The sequence below is a fragment of the Variovorax gossypii genome (assembly GCF_003965815.1).
Taxonomy (GTDB): domain Bacteria; phylum Pseudomonadota; class Gammaproteobacteria; order Burkholderiales; family Burkholderiaceae_C; genus Variovorax; species Variovorax gossypii.
Genome location: NZ_RXOE01000002.1, coordinates 1,066,546 through 1,083,570, shown reverse-complemented (window position 1 = coordinate 1,083,570; position 17,025 = coordinate 1,066,546). Strand labels below are relative to the sequence as shown.

General features: G+C 69.0%; 15 protein-coding genes. 5 read left to right on the top strand and 10 right to left on the bottom strand.

The window, feature by feature from the left end; all coding sequences use genetic code 11:
- Positions 1 to 105: 105 nt before the first annotated feature.
- Positions 106 to 663 carry a YceD family protein gene (locus tag EJP69_RS12720; RefSeq protein WP_093205053.1) on the bottom strand — a complete coding sequence of 186 codons (558 nt, stop codon included), beginning with the start codon at positions 661 to 663 and terminating at the stop codon, positions 106 to 108.
- Between the two features lie 83 nt (positions 664 to 746).
- Here EJP69_RS12720 and EJP69_RS12715 point away from each other — a divergent pair, with 83 nt between their 5' ends.
- The 3 genes from EJP69_RS12715 to EJP69_RS12705 are packed head-to-tail and all read left to right on the top strand — an operon-like array spanning position 747 to position 3,255.
- A complete protein-coding gene (locus tag EJP69_RS12715; RefSeq protein ID WP_126470439.1) occupies positions 747 to 1,328 on the top strand; it encodes a Maf family nucleotide pyrophosphatase in 582 nt (193 codons plus the stop codon).
- Positions 1,325 to 2,098 (top strand): SAM-dependent methyltransferase, encoded by a 774-nt coding sequence (locus tag EJP69_RS12710; protein WP_126470437.1) that lies wholly within the window; start codon positions 1,325 to 1,327, stop codon positions 2,096 to 2,098. The genes EJP69_RS12715 and EJP69_RS12710 overlap by 4 nt, the downstream gene beginning before the upstream one ends.
- 2 nt (positions 2,099 to 2,100) lie before the next feature.
- On the top strand, positions 2,101 to 3,255 hold the full coding sequence (locus tag EJP69_RS12705; RefSeq protein ID WP_126471093.1) for an MFS transporter: 1,155 nt from the start codon (positions 2,101 to 2,103) through the stop codon (positions 3,253 to 3,255).
- 98 nt (positions 3,256 to 3,353) lie between these two features.
- Here the strand turns inward: EJP69_RS12705 and EJP69_RS12700 are convergent, their stop codons facing one another.
- The 4 genes from EJP69_RS12700 to EJP69_RS12685 are packed head-to-tail and all read right to left on the bottom strand — an operon-like array spanning position 3,354 to position 6,521.
- Entirely contained in the window at positions 3,354 to 4,370 is a 1,017-nt protein-coding gene (locus EJP69_RS12700) for a S49 family peptidase (RefSeq protein WP_093205062.1), read from the bottom strand.
- 1 nt (position 4,371) lies between these two features.
- Positions 4,372 to 4,743, bottom strand: a complete 372-nt coding sequence (locus tag EJP69_RS12695; RefSeq protein WP_093205065.1) for a Rieske (2Fe-2S) protein — start codon at positions 4,741 to 4,743, stop codon at positions 4,372 to 4,374.
- 16 nt (positions 4,744 to 4,759) lie between these two features.
- Positions 4,760 to 5,431 carry an HAD family hydrolase gene (locus tag EJP69_RS12690; RefSeq protein WP_093205068.1) on the bottom strand — a complete coding sequence of 224 codons (672 nt, stop codon included), beginning with the start codon at positions 5,429 to 5,431 and terminating at the stop codon, positions 4,760 to 4,762.
- Positions 5,424 to 6,521: an RluA family pseudouridine synthase gene (locus EJP69_RS12685; RefSeq protein WP_126470435.1), complete on the bottom strand. Its 1,098-nt coding sequence runs from the start codon at positions 6,519 to 6,521 to the stop codon at positions 5,424 to 5,426. The genes EJP69_RS12690 and EJP69_RS12685 overlap by 8 nt, the downstream gene beginning before the upstream one ends.
- Positions 6,522 to 7,074: 553 nt before the next feature.
- Between EJP69_RS12685 and EJP69_RS29980 the strand changes: the two genes are divergently transcribed.
- Positions 7,075 to 10,245, top strand: a complete 3,171-nt coding sequence (locus tag EJP69_RS29980) for an Rne/Rng family ribonuclease (protein WP_126470433.1) — start codon at positions 7,075 to 7,077, stop codon at positions 10,243 to 10,245.
- 55 nt (positions 10,246 to 10,300) lie between these two features.
- Here EJP69_RS29980 and EJP69_RS12675 read toward each other — a convergent pair whose 3' ends face one another.
- Positions 10,301 to 11,167 (bottom strand): LysR family transcriptional regulator, encoded by an 867-nt coding sequence (locus EJP69_RS12675; RefSeq protein ID WP_126470431.1) that lies wholly within the window; start codon positions 11,165 to 11,167, stop codon positions 10,301 to 10,303.
- Between the two features lie 118 nt (positions 11,168 to 11,285).
- Here EJP69_RS12675 and EJP69_RS12670 point away from each other — a divergent pair, with 118 nt between their 5' ends.
- Positions 11,286 to 12,848, top strand: coding sequence for an MFS transporter (locus tag EJP69_RS12670; protein WP_126470429.1), 1,563 nt, complete (start codon positions 11,286 to 11,288; stop codon positions 12,846 to 12,848).
- A gap of 16 nt (positions 12,849 to 12,864) precedes the next feature.
- Here EJP69_RS12670 and EJP69_RS12665 read toward each other — a convergent pair whose 3' ends face one another.
- From EJP69_RS12665 to hemC, 4 genes are read right to left on the bottom strand one after another with little or no spacing between them, the layout of a single operon-like run.
- Positions 12,865 to 14,148, bottom strand: a complete 1,284-nt coding sequence (locus EJP69_RS12665; protein ID WP_093205080.1) for a heme biosynthesis protein HemY — start codon at positions 14,146 to 14,148, stop codon at positions 12,865 to 12,867.
- A 10-nt stretch (positions 14,149 to 14,158) separates the two neighbouring features.
- Positions 14,159 to 15,256 (bottom strand): uroporphyrinogen-III C-methyltransferase, encoded by a 1,098-nt coding sequence (locus EJP69_RS12660; protein ID WP_093205083.1) that lies wholly within the window; start codon positions 15,254 to 15,256, stop codon positions 14,159 to 14,161.
- A complete protein-coding gene (locus EJP69_RS12655) occupies positions 15,253 to 16,026 on the bottom strand; it encodes a uroporphyrinogen-III synthase (RefSeq protein ID WP_126470427.1) in 774 nt (257 codons plus the stop codon). Before EJP69_RS12655 ends, EJP69_RS12660 begins: the two co-directional genes overlap by 4 nt.
- Positions 16,027 to 16,042: 16 nt before the next feature.
- Positions 16,043 to 16,948, bottom strand: coding sequence for a hydroxymethylbilane synthase (hemC, locus tag EJP69_RS12650; protein WP_240652128.1), 906 nt, complete (start codon positions 16,946 to 16,948; stop codon positions 16,043 to 16,045).
- Between the last annotated feature and the right edge of the window lie 77 nt (positions 16,949 to 17,025).

The following is a 17,025-nucleotide window of genomic DNA, read 5'->3' as shown; positions in this document are numbered from 1 at the left end:
GGGCGGCATGCATGGAATGCCCTTTTCCCCTTGGTCGTTTCTCGTATCGCTGCTCACGGCGGCGCGCGCGAAGCCCATGATTATAGCCCAGCCTGCGGGAAAGGGCTACTTTCCCTCTTCCGGCTTGCGCGAACGCAACGCGCCGAGCACTGCGAAGGGGTTCGGCTTGGCCTCTTCAGCCGCCTTGAAGTCCTCGTCGCTGGAAGAAAGCTGCACCGGCGTGGGGCAGACATCGTGGGCCGGCATGACGGGGATTTCCATCAGGAGCTCGTCCTCGATCAGCGCATGCAGGTCGAAATCCCGGCTCACGACGAGCAGGTCTTCCTCGGATTCCTCGTCTTCCGCCTCGGCGACGGCCTCGTTGGCCACGAAGCGGAACCAGCGGTCCACGGCGATCGGGGTGTCGACCGGCGACAGGCAACGCTGGCAAACCAGCGGCACGACAGCCTCTGCTTCCAGGTGCAGCCACGGCACGGGCTTGCCGTCAGCGCCGGGGCGATCTTCGCCATGGGCGGTCCAGTGGACCACCGCATCGGGCGCGGGAACCGCCAGTTCGGCGACCAGGCGTTCGTATTTCGGGACCGGATCGGCGGCTTCCAGCGTGGCGCCAGCGGCGGCGAAGCCGGGCACGTTGAGCCGTTCGGGGGCGAATTCTCTCTTCATCCGCGCCAGTCTAGCGCGCCGGCCGCTTCGCCGGGCATGGGGCATGCCTGAGGGTTTTAGGCGGCTCACGCACAATCGTCCCCATGCAACGCACCGTGATCCTTGCCTCTACCTCGCGCTACCGCCGCGAACTGCTCACCCGCCTGCGCCTGCCCTTCGACGTGCACTCGCCGGAGGTGGACGAAACCCCGCTGTCCGGCGAAACACCGCACGACCTCGCCGTGCGCCTCGCATTGGAGAAAGCCAACGCCGTGGCTGTCCGCTTCCCTGAAGCCGTCGTCATCGGCTCCGACCAGGTGGCCGACCTCGCCGGAGAAGCGCTCGGCAAGCCCGGCGACCACGCCCGGGCCACCGCTCAGCTGCGCCGCATGCGCGGCCAGACGCTGATCTTCCAGACGGCCGTGGCCGTCGTCTGCAAGGCCACAAGCTTCGTCCAGCGCGACATCGCGCCCGTGCGCGTGGTGTTCCGCGACCTCAGCGACGCGGCCATCGAGCACTACCTGCAGGCCGAGCAGCCCTACGACTGTGCCGGCAGCGCCAAGAGCGAAGGCCTGGGCATCGCCCTGCTGGACTCCATCGACAGCGACGACCCGTCCGCCCTGGTCGGCCTGCCACTGATACGAACCAGCCGGATGCTGCGCGCCGCGGGAGTCGACCTCCTATGACGCAGCAGGAAAAAGGAAAGCTCTATCTCGTCCCCGCGCCGCTCGACTTCGGGTGCGAAGCGCAAGCCCCGCTGCAGAACGCACTGCCGCTCGGCACGCTGCAGACGGCCGCCGGCATCACGCACTGGATCTGCGAGAACGCGAAATCCGCGCGCGCCTACCTGAAGCGCATCGACGCCGTCGCGCCGCTCGCCGCGCCCCTGCAGGCGCAGAACATCCAGGAATTGCCGCGCGAAGTGCACAAGAAGGGCGACCACACCGGCCATTTCGACGCCCGCCCCCTTCTGACCGCCGCACTCGAGGGCCACGACGTCGGCCTTCTGAGCGAGGCCGGCATGCCGGCCGTGGCCGATCCGGGTTCGTCGGTGGTGCGTGCTGCACACGAACTCGGCCTTGTCGTGGTGCCGCTGACCGGCCCCGTCTCGCTGCTGCTCGCGCTGGCTGCGAGCGGACTCAACGGCCAGAACTTCGCCTTCGTCGGCTATCTGCCGCAGGACGCCGGCGAGCGCCAGGCCCGCATCCGCGAGTTGGAGGCGCTGGCACTCAAATCGGGCCAGACGCAGCTTTTCATTGAGACGCCCTATCGCAATGCAGCCCTGCTGCAGGCACTGGTGCAGACGCTGCAGCACAACACCCGCCTCGCCGTGGCGCGCGGACTGACGCTCGCCAGCGCCCACGTGCGCAGCGAGACGGTCAAGTCCTGGCGTGCCGCGAAGCCCCAGGCCACGACAGACGAACGCCTGCCCGCCGTGTTCGCGATCGGCCGCTGATGATGGTGGCCATTACCGCAGCCACGCGCTGGGCATCGCGCGCGCAGTTCTTCGCAGCCGGCTTCATCTTCGCGACCTGGGGCGTGCACGTGCCCACGGTCAAGGCGCACTACGGCATAGACGAGGCACAGCTCGGCCTGGCCATGCTCGCAGCCGGCGCCGGCGCCATGTTCGGCCTGACCAGCGCGGGCCGCTGGATCGGCCGCCACGGCCCGCGCCGCGTGGCCGGCATCTGCGGCACCGTCTATGCGCTGCTGCTGGCCGGCCTGATCGTCATGCCGGGCTATGCCGCCCTGCTGCTCCTGCTGGCCGCCTTCGGCCTCGTGACCAGCGTGTTCGACGTGTCCATCAACACCGAGGCGGCACAGCTCGAACTGCACGGCGACACGCCGCTGATGAGCGGCATGCATGGCATGTTCAGCCTCGGCGGCATGGCTGGCGCCGCCAGCGGCAGCGCCGCGCTCGCGGCCGGCCTGGGTGCGCAGGCGCACCTGCTGCTGGTCGCGGCCGCGATGATGCTGCTCGTCGCCCTGGCCTCGCTGCGCATGCTGCCCAGGCCCGCCACCAGCGGCGCCACCGAAGTCGACCATGGCTTCCTGCTGCCCCGAGGCACGCTCGCGGTGCTGGGCGTGCTCGCTGCGCTCGGCCTGATCGCCGAAGGCGCGATCTACGACTGGAGCGTGCTCTACATGCAGCAGGAGATCGGCAGTCCGCAGCAACAGGCCGCGCTGGCCTACGCGAGCTTCTCGGCCGCGATGGCGGCCGCGCGCTTCGGCGGCGACGCGCTGCGCGCCCGCTTCTCGCCGGCTGCGCTGCTGCTCGGCAGCGGCTTGCTGGCGGCGGTGTCCATGGCGCTGGTGCTCATCACCGACCTGCCCTGGCTCGCGCTGGTCGGTTTCGCCGGCGTTGGTGTCGGCTTCGCGAACGTGGTGCCGATCCTGTTCTCCGCCTCGGCGAAGGTGCCGGGCATCGAGCCCGCACGCGGCATCGCGTCAGTCTCGGCCGTGGCCTATCTGGGGTTCATGGCAGGCCCGGCCGTGATCGGGCTGCTGGCGCGGGCGACCTCGCTGACGGCCGCGCTCTATGTGGTGGTGGTCTTCGCCGCAGCGCTGGCGGCATCGGCGCGCTACACCGCCGGCAGCAACCACAGTAGATAGGAGAGACGCCAGATCTTTCTCGAAACACCGAGGAACCGGCTTCGCCGGGCCTCCGGTGTTGCCCCCTGCAAAGGGAAAGGCGTGCGAAGCCTGGAGGCTTACCTCAGTGCCGGCGTGGTGTGCATCAGGCGCACGGTGGTTTCGGCCATCGCCGCGCCGAACTTCTTGGCCAGCTTCTCGGCCACGTTGTCGCGCCGGGTGTAGTCGATCACCTCTTCGGCCTTGATGACTTCGCGCGCCACGTAGTCGACATTGCCGAGCTGGTCGGCCAGACCGTACTCGACGGCCTGCTCGCCGCTCCAGAAGAGGCCGCTGAACAGGCCGGGCGTGTCGAGCTTCAGGCGATCGCCGCGGCCGGTCTTCACCACGTTGATGAACTGCGCGTGGATCTGGTTGAGCATGGTCTGCGCGTGCGCTCGCTGCGCGTCGCTCATCGGGCTGAACGGATCGAGGAAGCCCTTGTTCTCGCCGGCCGTCAGCAGGCGGCGCTCGACGCCCACCTTCTCCATCACGCCGGTGAAGCCGAAGCCGTCCATCAGCACGCCGATGCTGCCGACGATGCTGGCCTTGTCGACGTAGATCTTGTCGGCCGCCGCGGCGATGTAGTAGGCCGCCGAAGCGCAGGTCTCCTCGACCACCGCATACACCGGCTTCTTGTACTTGGCCTTCAGACGCTTGATCTCGTCATTGATGATGCCGGCCTGCACCGGGCTGCCGCCGGGCGAGTTGATCAGCAGGACGACGCCCTTGGCGCCCTCGTCCTCGAAGGCCGTCTTCATCGCGGCGACCACGAACTCGGCACTCGCGTCGCCGCCGTTGGCGATTTCGCCCTTGATCTCGACGACGGCCGTGTGGGCCGTGCTCTTTGCCGCGCTCGGCGTGCTGCGTGAGAACGCGGCCCAGGCCAGGAAGACGAAGAAGGCCAGCCATGCCAGGCGCGTGAAGGTCTTCCAGCGGCGCGCGGCCTTCTGTTCGTTCAGCGATGCGAAGGCGAGCTTCTCGAGGGTGGCGCGCTCCCAACCGGGACGCTGCGTGGGATCTTTGGCCATGTTCGTGGAAGGGGCCCGCTCAAATGGTTCGAATCCCGAGGGTTCGGTTCGGTTCGGGTCGGTCATGTCAGAAAGTCAGGGGGTGAAGGTTCCAGTCAGTATGCCAGTGCACCACGCCGTCATGCTCGCTCAGCGCGATCTTCACGAGGCCGCCGCGGCACGGGCCGCCCGCGCACTCACCGGTGTCGGGCCTGTAGACCGCGCCGTGCGTCGCGCACAGCAGCCACTGACCGGTGTCGTCGAAGAAGCGGTCGGGCTGGAAGTCGAGTTCCATCGCGACATGGCTGCAACGGTTCAGGAACGCATGCGGCTGGCCCTCGAAGCGTATGGCGAAGGCCCGGCAGGTCTCTCCGCCGTAGACCACGTCGAAGGGCACCGCCAGGCCGCCTTCGGCCAGGTCGGAGGCGTTGCACAGCGGAATGCGTTGCTGATCGCTCATGGCGGCATCTTCAGTTTCAGGCGTTGTCGAGGAGCCAGCTTTCCAGGTCGGCGACCGAGTGCGCGACGTGCAGCGGCTTGAATTCGTCGAAGCTCGCCGGCTCGTGCGCGCCGTAGCTCACGCCGACGCAGGCGCAGCCGGCGTTCTGCGCGAGCTGCAGGTCGTGCGTGGTGTCGCCGATCATCAGGGTGCGCTCGGGCGGCACGTCGAGCTCTTCCATCAGCTCCAGCAGCATGCGTGGATGCGGCTTGCCGAAGGTTTCGTCGGCGGTGCGCGAGGCATCGAAGCGGTCGCGCAGCGCGACGGACTTCAGCGCCTCGTTGAGGCCGCGACGCGACTTGCCGGTGGCCACGGCCAGCTTGTGGTCGCGCGCGCGCAACGCATCGAGCATCTGCAGCACGCCGTCGAACAGCACGAGGTCGTCCTGGTGCTGCAGGTAGTGATAGCGGTAGCGCGCGCCGAGCTCGGGGTATTTTTCCTTCGGCACGTCGGGCGCGGCGCGAGCGAGCGCCTCGGCCAGGCCGAGGCCGATCACCCAGGCTGCGTCGTTCTCGCTCGGCTTGGCGCCGCCGACGTCGATCACCGCCGCCTGGATGCAGCGCACGATCAGGCGGGTGGAGTCATAGAGCGTGCCGTCCCAGTCGAATGCGATCAGGTCGAAGCGTAGGGGTCTGTTTGAATCAGTCATGGGCCGTGGGTGTGGGGTGTTGGGCCATCGCCTCGAGGGCGGCGGGAGGCATCAGCGCGAGCAGTTCGGGCGGCAGGCCGGCCTGCAGCGCCACGCGTTCGCCGCTGGCCGGGTGATTGAACTGCAGCCGCCAGGCATGCAGGAACATGCGCCGGAGCCCGAGCTTGTGAAACGCGCGCTGGCGTCCGGATTCGCCGTATTTGTCGTCGCCCGCGATCGGATGACCGGCCGAGGCGAGGTGGACTCTGATCTGGTGCGTGCGGCCGGTCTTGATCGTCACCGCCAGCAGCGACATCGGCGATGCGTCGCCCGGCAGCGAAAGCCGCGCCAGCACCCGCACCAGCGTGACTGCGCGCATGGCGTCGGGGTGGTCCTTGGCGACCACGCGCACGCGGCGCTCGCCCGCGCCGGCCGAGCCGTCGGGCAGCAGGTACCTGGCGAGCGGGGCGTCGAGCACCTTCTTGTTGGCCGGCCAGTCGCCTTCGACCAGCGCCAGGTAGGTCTTGCCGGTCTCGCGTTCGCGGAACTGGTCCTGCAGCGAGACCAGCGCGCTGCGCTTCTTGGCCACCAGCAGGATGCCGGAGGTCTCGCGGTCGAGCCGGTGCACCAGCTCCAGGAATTTCGCCCCGGGTCGCGCGGTGCGCAGTTGCTCGATCACGCCGAAGCTCACGCCGCTGCCGCCATGGACGGCCACGCCGGCCGGCTTGTCGACGGCCAGCACGGCCTCGTCTTCGAGCAGCACCGGGAATTCGCGCGCCGGCGCGGACGGGGCCGCGCCCTCCTCCGCGCGCTGGGAAATGCGGATCGGCGGCAGCCGCAGCACGTCGCCGGCCTCGATGCGGGTCTCGGCCTGCACCCGTCCCTTGTTGATGCGCACCTCGCCCGACCGGATGATCCGGTAGACGTGCGTCTTCGGAACGCCTTTCAGATGGCGGAAAAGGAAGTTGTCCAGCCGCTGCCCGGCGGATTCGGCGTCGACCGTGAGGAATCTGATGGCCGAATGCGGCGCCACCGGCTCTCCGGAGGCCTCGGGGCCTGCGGGATTTCGAGCAGCCGCGGGGCTTTGCTTCGCACCTATAATGTTTTTCACCAGCGCGGTCGTGTAAGTGCTTGATTAGACAGAAGTTTAGTCCACTGCCATCAAATACCCAGGGCGGCGTTGGGAGGTCGATGCCGCTTTGGCGCCGAGCTGCAAACCCCGCGCAACCGCGCAAAGTGGCAGACCAGGCGTCCAAGTCAAGCCGACACCCACGAAACACCGATACGGAATACCCCAGCCTGCAGCTTCCAAGCTGCCGGCGGATCGAAGCGAGTCCCTTGTTGTGTTGATGCTGCTGATTCGAATGTGCCTGCACTGGCTCCTGCCAGTGGCTTCGGGCATTGGATCATCCGCAGCGCGAGTCATCCTCGCGCAACCTGCTATCGAAAAGATAGCCACCCAACACCGAATCTGGCTCGCGCCCATCCACGCGCCCCCACCCCGGCTGTCTTCTTGAGCTAACGCTCGAGGAGCCTGCCCGCGCCCTGCGCGGCAGTGACAGCATCCGGGGCCCAAGCGGCAATTCCCTGGTTTCGCGGGCGTCGTCCGTGCATCGTTGGCTCGTCAAGGGCCTGTAGAACGATACATATAAGGACAACGCATCATGAAGCGGATGCTGATCAATGCCACGCAGGCCGAAGAACGCCGCCTGGCAATCGTCGACGGGCAGAAACTGCTCGACTACGAAATCGAAATCGAAGGGCGCGAACAGCGCAAGGGCAACATCTACAAGGCGGTCGTGACCCGCGTCGAGCCTTCGCTCGAAGCCTGTTTCGTCGACTACGGCGAAGACCGCCACGGCTTCCTGCCGTTCAAGGAAATCTCCAAGCAGTACTTCGCCGAAGGCGTGTCGGCCAGCCAGGCCCGCATCCAGGACGCGATCCGCGAAGGCCAGGAACTCACCGTCCAGGTCGAGAAGGAAGAGCGCGGCAACAAGGGCGCGGCCCTCACCACCTTCATCTCGCTGGCCGGCCGCTATGTCGTGCTGATGCCGAACAACCCGCGCGGCGGCGGCGTCTCGCGCCGCATCGAGGGCGACGACCGCGCCGAACTCAAGGAGGCGATGGACCAGCTCGAGTACCCGAAGGGCATGAGCATCATCGCGCGCACCGCCGGCATCGGCCGCTCGGCGCCCGAACTCCAGTGGGACCTGAACTACCTGCTCAAGCTCTGGAGCGCCATCGACGGCGCCGCCAAGGGCGGCAAGGGCGCCTTCCTGATCTACCAGGAATCCTCGCTCGTCATCCGCGCCATCCGTGACTACTTCAATCACGACATCGGCGACATCCTGATCGACACCGACGACATCTACGACCAGGCGCAGCAGTTCATGGCGCACGTCATGCCCGAGCATGCCTCGCGCGTGAAGCGCTACCGCGACGACGCGGCGCTGTTCAGCCGCTTCCAGATCGAGCACCAGATCGAGTCGGCCTACGCCCGCACCGTGCAGCTGCCCTCGGGCGGCGCCATCGTGATCGACCACACCGAAGCACTGGTCTCTGTCGACGTGAACTCGGCCCGCGCCATCAAGGGCGGCGACATCGAAGAGACCGCCACCCGCACCAACCTCGAAGCCGCCGACGAAGTGGCCCGCCAGATGCGCCTGCGCGACCTGGGCGGTCTGATCGTCATCGACTTCATCGACATGGACGAGTCGAAGAACCGCCGCGAAGTCGAAAGCCGCCTGCGCGACGCGCTGCGGCAAGACCGCGCCCGCGTGCAGTTCGGCTCGATCAGCAAGTTCGGCCTGATGGAAATGAGCCGCCAGCGCCTGAAGCCCGCGCTGTCCGAAGGCTCGTCGATCCCCTGCCCCCGTTGCGGCGGCTCGGGCCACATCCGCGACACCGAATCGAGCGCGCTGCAGATCCTGCGCATCATTCAGGAAGAGTCCATGAAGGACAACACCGCCGCCGTGCACGTGCAGGTGCCGGTGGAAGTGGCCTCGTTCCTGCTGAACGAGAAGCGCACCGAGATCGCCAAGATCGAGCTCAAGCAGCGCGTGAGCGTGCTGATGGTGCCCAACAAGACGCTCGAAACGCCGAACTACAAGCTCGAGCGCCTGAAGCACGACGACCCGCGCCTCGACCACATCGAGGCCAGCTACAAGATGGCCGACGAGATCGAGGATCCGACCTCGGTCACGCGCCGCTCGCAGGAGCCCACCAACAAGCAGACGCCGGTCATCAAGGGCGTGCTGCCCGACGCGCCGGCTCCCGTGGTGCCGCCCAAGCCCGAAGCCGTGCGCGCTCCTGCCGCACCGGCACCGGTCGCACCGCCCGTGGTGAGCGCGCCGGTTCCGGCGCAGACCGGCTTCTTTGCCTGGATCAAGAACCTGTTCGGCGGCACGCCGGCCCCCGTTGCGGCACCCGCGCCTGCAGCGATCCCGGTCGAGGCACCGAAGCCCCGCCGCGACGGCCGCCCCGGCCGTGACGGCGAAGCACGCGGCGGCGCGCGCGACGGCGAGCAGCGCCGTGGCGGCCGCAACGGCGAAGGCCGCGGTGAAGGCCGTGGCGAGAACGGCGGACGCCAGGGCGGTCGTGACGGCGAACAACGCCGCGGCGGCCGTGGCGGCGAACGCCGTGAAGGTCGCGGCGAGGGCCGTGGCAACGAACAGCGCAACGAGCAACGCAACGAAGGCGCCAACAACCAGCAGCGCGAACAACGCGAGCCGCGTGAAGCGCGCGCCCCGCGCGACGGCGAGCAGCGCCGCAACGGACGCGGCGAGCGCCGCGAAGGCGAAGGTCGCGAAGGCCGCAACAGCGTGCTGCCGGTCGACGCGCTCGACGGCACCAACCTCGAAGCCCAGCAACTGGCCGGCGCCGCTGCAGGCGACGAAGGCAACACGGCTGAACGCGCACCGCGCGCCCGTGGCGAGCGTCGCGAACGCGGCGAGCGCAATGAGCGCGGCGAACGTGGCGAGCGTGGTGAACGCAATGCCGCCGAAGCCGGCGAAGGCTCCGCGCAAGGCGAGCAACGCCAGCCCCGCAACGGCCGCGACGAGCAGCGCGGACCGCGCGGCGAACGCAACGACCGCAACGACGGTCGCCGCGAACGCCGCAACGACGCCGTGCAAGCCGAAGCGGATGCACGCGGCGCCGAGGCCGCCGCAGCCGATGTCGAACAAGGCAGCGAAGCCGCCATCAACGGCAGCGGCGAACAGGCACCGCGCCGCGACGGCGAAGAGCGCCGCGGCCGTTCGCGCGACCGCTACGGCCGCGACCGCCGCGAGCGTGGTCCGCGCGAAGAAGGCGATGCAGGCGCAGCAACGGCTGGCGAAGGCTTCTCTTCGCAAGAGCCCCAGCAGCAACTGCCGCTGGCGTCCGAGCGCGTCGAGGCTGTCGAAGCCGTTGCCGTCGCCACGGAAGTCCGCGAGGCACCGCAGCAGCAGGTTCGCGCCGAGCGCCCCGCGCCGGTCGTCGCAGTTGCAGCAGCTGCCGAGCAGATCGTGGTCGCCGAAAGCGCCGCCACTGCCAAGGCACCCGCAGCTGCCAACGGCCGCGCGCTGCCCAAGGTCCAGCCTTTCGAGCTGCCGCTGGCCGAGCTCGCGCAGATCGCCGAGAGCTCGGGCCTGCAGTGGGTCAACTCGGACGCCGAGCGCATCGCCCAGGCGCGCGCCGCCATCGAGGCGGAGCCGAAGCCGGTGCACGTGCCGCGCGAGCGCCCGCCGGTGGTCGTGCTCGACGAAGGTCCGCTGGTGCTGGTCGAAACCCGCCGCGACCTCGGTTCGATGTCGCTGCCGTTCGAGCAGCAGCAACAAGGGCAGCGTCCGCTCTGAGCGACGCCCCTCACAAATGAAAACGGCGCCTCCGGCGCCGTTTTTTTATGCCCCGCTAAACCTTGTCGCGTGCCGGTAGTTCCGGCATCTCCAGGATCAGCTCGCCGAACCTGCAGGCGCACTCGGTCCTGCCGTTCTCGCTCCAGATCAGCGAAAAATCCACGCTGGGCAATGACGGCAAGCCGTAGCGGCCGTCGACGATCTTCATGCCCGGTTCCACGTCCTCGCGCGTGAGCACCGTGACGGCCAGCCCCGCCAGCACTGCAGCGCGAATGCCGTGCTGGCTCGCCGAAGTGAAGACCACGTGCCAGTCGCGCGGCGTGGCGTCCAGCGCCCCGGCCGCCACCTCGCGGTTGACGCAAGGCTTCGGAAAGAAGGCCAGCGGCAGCGATGCGCCCGGCTTCGGCTCGAAGCATTCAGCCGCCGCCCACACCAGCTGCGTGCGGCGCAGGCGCGTGCCCTCCTCGCAGCCGGGCGGCGACATCACCACCGCCAGGTCGAGCTCGCCCGCGCGGATCATGGCGCGGAAGTCGAGGTGCATGCTCACGCTGACCTCCATGCGCGTGGCGGGAAACGAGCGCGCGAACTGCGAGAGCAGCGGCGGCAGCCGCTCGCCCATGAAGGTGTCGGGCGCGCCGAAGCGCACCACGCCCGCGATCGGCGACGGCTGGAAGCGCCGCGTCATCGCGTCGAGCGTCTCGAGGATCTGCTGTGCGTAGCGCAGGAAGTCCTCGCCGTCCTCCGTCACCGTGAGGCGGCGCGTCGTGCGATGCAGCAGCGGCCGGCCCACCTGCTCCTCGAGCCGCCGGATCTGGTGGCTCACGGCCGACTGCGTCAGGTGCAGCCGCTGGGCGGCGCGCGTGAAGCCGCCGGTTTCCTTGACGGTCACGAAGGCGCGCAACAGTGCGGGGTCGAAATCCATGGCAACAGATAAATGATGACTGCTCATGGATTCTAGGAAATTAAATCATTTCCATCATGAAGAGGCTTTCCCCAGAATCGCCCGGACTTCCCGACCAGGGACTCTTCGAAAGACTCAGATGCCTCTCTCCCACACCGGCAAGAACCGCGTCGCGCTGGCCGCGATCTGCCTCATTGCCATGATGTTCGGCCTGGAGATCTCCAGCGTGCCGGTCATTCTTCCCACGCTCGAGAAAACGCTGCACGGCGACTTCAGCGACATGCAGTGGATCATGAACGCCTACACCATCGCCTGCACCACGGTACTGATGGGCGCCGGCACGCTGGCCGACCGCTATGGCCGCAAGCGCATCCTCGTCGTCAGCGTGGTGCTGTTCGGCCTCACTTCGCTGGCCTGCGGGCTCGCGCAGAACGCAGCGGTGCTGATCGTCGCGCGCTTCCTCCAGGGCCTGAGCGGCGGCACCATGCTGATCTGCCAGCTCGCGGCGCTCTCGCACCAGTTCCAGCAGGGCAAGGAGCGCAGCCGGGCCTTCGCCACCTGGGGCGTGGTCTTCGGCATGGGCCTGGGTTTCGGGCCGATCATCGGCGGCGCGATCGCGGCGCTGTCGAGCTGGCAGTGGGTGTTTTTGGTCCATGCGCCGCTGGCCGTGCTGGCGGTGGTCCTCGTGCTCGGCAGCGTGCAGGAGTCGCGCGACCCCGACGCGCAGCGGCTCGACCTGCCCGGCATCGTCACGCTGTCGCTCACGGTGCTGGGCCTGACCTGTTTCATCACGCAGGGGCCGGGCCTGGGCTTCTCGAGCCCGCTGGCCATCGGCATCGCGGTCGCGTCGGCCGCGAGCTTCGTTCTCTTCCTGTGGGTGGAGAAGATCAACCCGCACCCGATGTTCGACTTCTCGGTCTTCAGGATCCGCAACTTCTCGGGCTCGATCATCGGCTCCATCGGCATGAACTTCAGCTTCTGGCCGTTCATGATCTACCTGCCGATCTACTTCCAGGGCGCGCTGGGCTACGACGCGGTCATCGCCGGCTCGGCGCTGCTGGCCTACACGCTGCCCACGCTGGTACTGCCGCCGCTGGCCGAACGGCTCTCGCTGCGCTACCGCCCGGGCATCGTCATTCCCGCGGGCCTGTTCGTGATCGGGCTCGGCTTCATCGCGATGCGCTACGGCAGCGGCATGGCCCACGCGAGCTGGATGACGATGCTGCCGGGCTGCCTGCTGGCCGGCATCGGGTTGGGCCTGACCAACACGCCCGTCACCAACACCACCACCGGCTCGGTGCCGAGCGCACGCGCGGGCATGGCGTCGGGCATGGACATGAGCGCGCGGCTCATCACGCTGGCCATCAACATCGCGCTGATGGGCTTCGTGCTGCTCGCAGGCGTTCATGCGCATCTGCGCGGCGCGCTTTCCACATCGCTCGACGCGCTCCAGCTGCGCGCGCTGGCGGAGAAGATCGCGGCCGGCAGCTTCTCGTCACTTGCGGATGGCTTCCCGGTGCTGTCGCAGGCCGACCCGTCGGGCGCCACGGTGCATGCGGCGCTGGTGCATGGCTTCGGGCTGGTGATGCTCTACGGCGGCGTCGGCGTGTGGGTGCTGGCCGGCATCAGCTGGCTCGTCTTCGGCAGCGGAAAGCAGTCGACGCAACCGGCGCAGGGCCTGAAAAAGCCCGCGTGCCCCTGAAGAGCCCGGCGGAGACTCAGCTGTTCTCGACCTGAGCCGCGCGCTTCCAGGCCTCGGCCGCCTGCTCGGCGTCGTCGCGGTCTTCGGCCAGCTTGGCGAGCGCCAGCCAGGCACGGCGATACAGCTCCGTGTCCTGCAGCCCGAGCCCGGCCTGCATCAGCAGCTGCTGCGCCTTGCCCCAGAGCTGGCGCTTCATGCAGGCCATGCCGGCGAGGTACTGCAGGTTCGGGTCGCGCGGATTGTTGCGCTGCGCGGCTTCGATGCGCGCCAGCCATTCGGCGTCCACGGAGTCGAGCCCCGCTTCGAGCGCTCGCGCCAGCTTGACGCGCAATGCGTCGCCCAGGCCGCGCGGATTGGCCACCATGCGCTCCCACGCCGGCAGAAGCCAGCCGCGCGCAAGGGCAAGGTCTCCACGCAAGGCGACCATGCGCTGGGCAGCATGGATCGCCACCTCGGGCATCTCGCGCTCGTTGGCGTCGAGTTCGCTCCACGCACGCAGCAGTTGCGCAGGGTCGTGCGCGCCCGACAGCAGCTCGGTGGCGAGGCCGCGCACGATGCTCTGCGCAGCCGCTTCCGAGAAGGCACGGTGCTTGGCCAGCAGGCGCGCGGTTTCGAGCGCTTCGAGCGTGCGGCGATCCTGGCGAGCAGCCTTCAGACGCAGGCGCAATGCGAGCGTGCGGCGCTGCGCGCCCTGCGGCAGCTCTTCGAGCCGCGCGAGCGCGGCGGCCGCGTCGCGGTCTTCGAGCGCCCAGCGCGCCGCGCGCAGCTGCACGCCTTCGCGCGTCTCGGGGCTGGCGAGCACGGTGCGGTCCACGCTCTCGTTGAGGGCCTGCTGAAGATGCGCGTCGCGCGCCGCCTTGTCCTGCAGCGCCTGCGCGCTCTCGGCAGCGAGCAGGTGCGAAAGCACGCGCACCTGCTGCGCCTGCGGCAGGCTGGCGCCGAGCGCGGCCAATGTCTTTTCCTGCGTGAGCGCGGCCTGCGCGGCCTTGCGCGCGCGCGAGAAGCGGCCGGAAATCAGCTGCACCATCGCGTCGAGCAGGGCCGCATGCAGCGTGCGTTCCTTCTGCTGCAGGCGCCACTGGCGCGCCTGCGTCGGCAGCGAGAACAGCGCCGCGAGCGCCCGCAGCGCCGCATGCAGCAGCACGAAAGCCACCAGCAGGATCACGAGCACGAGGTTCAGCGAAAGATCGACGCGCCACGGCGGCCAGAACACGGTGATCGTGCCCTGGTTGTTGCCTGCGAACAGTGCGACTGCCGCTGCGACGGCGAAAAGGGCGAGGAGCCAGATTGCTGCGCGCATGGATGTCCGATCAGCGTCCTGCCGCTGCGGTGGCAAGTGCCGACAGCGTGTCGTCGATGCGGACCGGCTCGGTCGTCTTCACCAGGGACTGCAGCTGCTGCAGCAGCGTGGCCGCGGCCTGGGTGCGGCGCGACGCGGGGTCGAAATAACGGTTGAGCGAAGCCGTTACCTGCGACAGCTCGCTGCGCGTGGCTTCCATCTGCCGCGACAGCAGCGACAGGCGCGCATTGAGCAGCTTGAGCTTGAGGTTCTCGCGCAGGAAATACGACTGCTCGGGCGCCAGCAGGATCGCCTCGGGGCTCTGGATGCGGCCCACGCGCACCAGCGAGCGCGCCTCGCCGCGCACCGTGAGCAGCACGCGGCGCCACCACGGCGCGTCGGCCGGAATGGGCTCGGCCTGCCAGGCGTTGGTGCCGGTGCCGCGAACGGCCACCGCGTTGAGCGTGGGCAGGTCGTCCACGTTGCGCATCAGCTCGTCGAGCTTCTGCAGCGCCTCGCCGCCGTCGTTGCTGGTGCTGACCCGCAGACGATCCGCGTCGCGCTGCATGGCCCGCTGCAGGGGTGCGAGCCGCGGCTGCGCGGCGCGTGCGATGCGGGTGTCGCCGGCCTTCAGCGCGGCCAGCAAGGGCTCGACGCTGCCGGTGACCTGCGCCTGCTGCAGGGCCAGGCGCACGGCCGAGTCGATGTCGACCACGAGGTTCTCGTCGCGCGAACGCGAGAGGCTTTGAATGAGTTCCTCGAGCTGCGAGCGCTGCAGCGCGATCTCGGTCACGCGGGTCTCGACCAGCGCCACGCGGGCCGATGCATCGCGCACCGTGTCGCTGGCCTGGCGCGCCAGCGTGCGCGCCTCCATCGACTGCGCGATGGCATCGGCGCTCTGGCGCGCGAGCTGCTCCTTCATGCCGCCGACCTTCTGCCACAGCGCGATCGACATCAGCAATGCGGCCAGCGCCACGAGAGCGACGAGGGCGAATCCGATGCGGGAGAGAAGCAGTGCTCCGGCGGCCTGCGCGGCAGGTGTCTGGTGGGGTGCCAGCGGGGCTGGCACCGGCGCCGTGGCAGCGGATGGGGAAGATGGAAGATCGTCTGTGGGGGACGCGGCGCTCATGCCAAGGATTCTATAGACGCGACCAACGCCTCCAGCAGCGGTGTGCATACACGCAACGTCCCGAAACCCGCTGCCCGCGCGGCTTCGCCGATGCGCGCATGCGTGGCGACCGCGCTCGCGGCATGCCACTGCACGCCGGGCATCGCGCGCTGCAGATTGCCGATGGCTTCGGAGCTGCTGAAGAGCCAGATCGCGCGGCCTTCGGCGCCGTCGATGGCGAGCTTGCGTTGTACGACATCCAGCGACGGCTGCAGCCGGCGATAGGCCACCACCGTGTCGCGACGACCGCCCGCGGCATCGACCTCGTTGGCCAGCCAGTCGCGTCCCGCGGGTCGCCCGGCTTCGTCGCCGCCGCGCACGATCAGCACGCGAACGCCCGTCGACACCTGCGCGTGGACGCTTTCCCACAGCGCCTCGGAATCGAAGCGCGTGGCCTCGGGCAGCGGCGCGTCGATGGCCTCGGGCGGCACGCCGGCACGCAGCAAGGCGCGCTTGGTACCGGGGCCCGTGGCCCAGAAGCGGCAACCGGCCAGCGAATCGGCGGTGCCCCTGTGCTGGAAGAAATGCTCGACGGCCGTGGCGCTCACGAACATCAGCGCGGCGTAGTCCGCGAGCTGCCGCCATGCCGTGCGCAGCTGCTCGATGTCCGTGGCAGGTTCGATCACGATGAGCGGCAGCGCCACCGCATCGAGCCCCGCACCGCGCAGGTCGCTCACCCATTGCGCGGCTTCGCGCGCCGGCCGCGTGACGATGACGGGACGGCCAGTCATACGATGACCACCGGTATCAGTGGGCCCCGGCGGCACGCAGCAGCGCCGCGGCATGCTCGCCGAGCGCGTCGGCTTCGGCGAAGTCGCCGGCCTGCGCCAGCGCATGCACCTTCACCAGCGGCACGTTGCCTTCCGGGTCGCCCCAGGCGGCATCGATGCGCAGCGCGCCGTCGGCCTGCCAGCGGGCATGGGCCGCCAGCGGCATGGAGCAGCTGCCGCCCATGGCTCGGCTCACGGCGCGCTCGGCGGCGGTGGAGAGCCAGTCGCCCCTGTGGGCCAGCGAGCCCAGCAGTTCGATGAGGTCCTTGCGGTCGGCGCGCACCTCGATGCCGAGCGCGCCCTGCCCCGCGGCGGGCAGCATGGTGTCGGCGTCGAAGGCCACGCGGATGCGGCTTTCCAGCCCCAGCCGCTTGAGCCCGGCCGCAGCCAGCACGATGGCGTCGTACTGCCCTTCGTCGAGCTTGCGCAGCCGGGTGTCGAGGTTGCCGCGCAGCGGTTCGATGCGCAGGTCGGGCCGCAGCGCGCGCAGAAGCGCCATGCGGCGCAGGCTGGAAGTGCCGACGACGGCGCCCTGCGGCAGCTCGTCGAGCGATTCGTAACGGGGAGAGACGAGCGCGTCGCGCGGGTCCTCGCGCTCCAGCACGCAGGCCAGCACGAAGCCTTCGGGCAGGTCCATCGGCACGTCCTTCAGCGAATGGACGGCGATGTCGGCGCGCCCTTCCTCGAGCGCCAGTTCGAGCTCCTTCACGAAGAGCCCCTTGCCGCCCACCTTGCTGAGCGTGCGATCGAGGATCTGGTCGCCCGTGGTCGTCAGGCCCAGCAGGCTGACGGCGTGGCCTCTTTCTTGCAAAAGCGACTGCACGTGTTCGGCTTGCCACAGTGCCAGGCGGCTTTCGCGCGTGGCGATGACGATATTGCTCAAGACCGGTCCCAAAAGTACGTGTTCCAAACCGCGGGAATGCTAGCATGTTGCGCCGCAACAACGAAGACGGCACTCCA

Bases quoted from the DNA above. Each gene is read 5' to 3' on its own strand.
- EJP69_RS12720 (WP_093205053.1), bottom strand. From the start codon at position 663: ATGAAGAGAGAATTCGCCCCCGAACGGCTCAACGTGCCCGGCTTCGCC.
- EJP69_RS12715 (WP_126470439.1), top strand. From the start codon at position 747: ATGCAACGCACCGTGATCCTTGCCTCTACCTCGCGCTACCGCCGCGAA.
- EJP69_RS12710 (WP_126470437.1), top strand. From the start codon at position 1,325: ATGACGCAGCAGGAAAAAGGAAAGCTCTATCTCGTCCCCGCGCCGCTC.
- EJP69_RS12705 (WP_126471093.1), top strand. From the start codon at position 2,101: ATGGTGGCCATTACCGCAGCCACGCGCTGGGCATCGCGCGCGCAGTTC.
- EJP69_RS12700 (WP_093205062.1), bottom strand. From the start codon at position 4,370: ATGACCGACCCGAACCGAACCGAACCCTCGGGATTCGAACCATTTGAG.
- EJP69_RS12695 (WP_093205065.1), bottom strand. From the start codon at position 4,743: ATGAGCGATCAGCAACGCATTCCGCTGTGCAACGCCTCCGACCTGGCC.
- EJP69_RS12690 (WP_093205068.1), bottom strand. From the start codon at position 5,431: ATGACTGATTCAAACAGACCCCTACGCTTCGACCTGATCGCATTCGAC.
- EJP69_RS29980 (WP_126470433.1), top strand. From the start codon at position 7,075: ATGAAGCGGATGCTGATCAATGCCACGCAGGCCGAAGAACGCCGCCTG.
- EJP69_RS12675 (WP_126470431.1), bottom strand. From the start codon at position 11,167: ATGGATTTCGACCCCGCACTGTTGCGCGCCTTCGTGACCGTCAAGGAA.
- EJP69_RS12670 (WP_126470429.1), top strand. From the start codon at position 11,286: ATGCCTCTCTCCCACACCGGCAAGAACCGCGTCGCGCTGGCCGCGATC.
- EJP69_RS12665 (WP_093205080.1), bottom strand. From the start codon at position 14,148: ATGCGCGCAGCAATCTGGCTCCTCGCCCTTTTCGCCGTCGCAGCGGCA.
- EJP69_RS12660 (WP_093205083.1), bottom strand. From the start codon at position 15,256: ATGAGCGCCGCGTCCCCCACAGACGATCTTCCATCTTCCCCATCCGCT.
- EJP69_RS12655 (WP_126470427.1), bottom strand. From the start codon at position 16,026: ATGACTGGCCGTCCCGTCATCGTCACGCGGCCGGCGCGCGAAGCCGCG.